This window comes from Salipaludibacillus sp. CF4.18, assembly GCF_051262595.1.
Classification (GTDB): domain Bacteria; phylum Bacillota; class Bacilli; order Bacillales; family Salisediminibacteriaceae; genus Salipaludibacillus; species Salipaludibacillus neizhouensis.
Genome location: NZ_JBIMEV010000163.1, coordinates 1 through 433 on the forward strand (window position 1 = coordinate 1; position 433 = coordinate 433).

The 433-nt window shown below is 34.4% G+C and carries 1 protein-coding gene; it reads left to right on the forward strand.

Translation table 11 applies throughout. The features are described from left to right. Positions 1 to 297, forward strand: a 297-nt coding sequence (locus ACHABW_RS25980; protein WP_435759935.1) for a transposase, incomplete at its 5' end; no start/stop codon positions are given. Positions 298 to 433 lie beyond the last annotated feature (136 nt).

A 433-nucleotide genomic window follows, 5' to 3' on the forward strand; every position in this document is an offset into this window, starting at 1 on the left:
CCAAGTGTCTTTGAATCTGGCACATTCAAAGGTACTTACAATCGAATTACCAAAAGAGGATCTAGCAGACTACGGCAAGCTTTGTATATGGCTGTTAAATGTGCTATTCGTGACTGTCGCAAACAGAAAACAACGGATGAAATCCTTCCTCGTAATAAGAGATTACGAGCGTTTTATGATAAGAAACGGGAAGAAGGAAAACCTTTTAGAGTAGCTGTGATAGCTTGTGCAAACAAACTATTACATTGGATTTATGCACTATTAAAAAACAAAACCTCTTTCCAAGATTTAGCCTAATTTAACAATTTAACCAAGTGAACCAAAACTTTCCAATCGTAGTATTTGGAAGGGTATTTGGCATGCACAAATTCAGTATAACATGATATTTTTAATATTTTTATTTAAAAGTGTTGACAACTATTGGCTGGTTTTG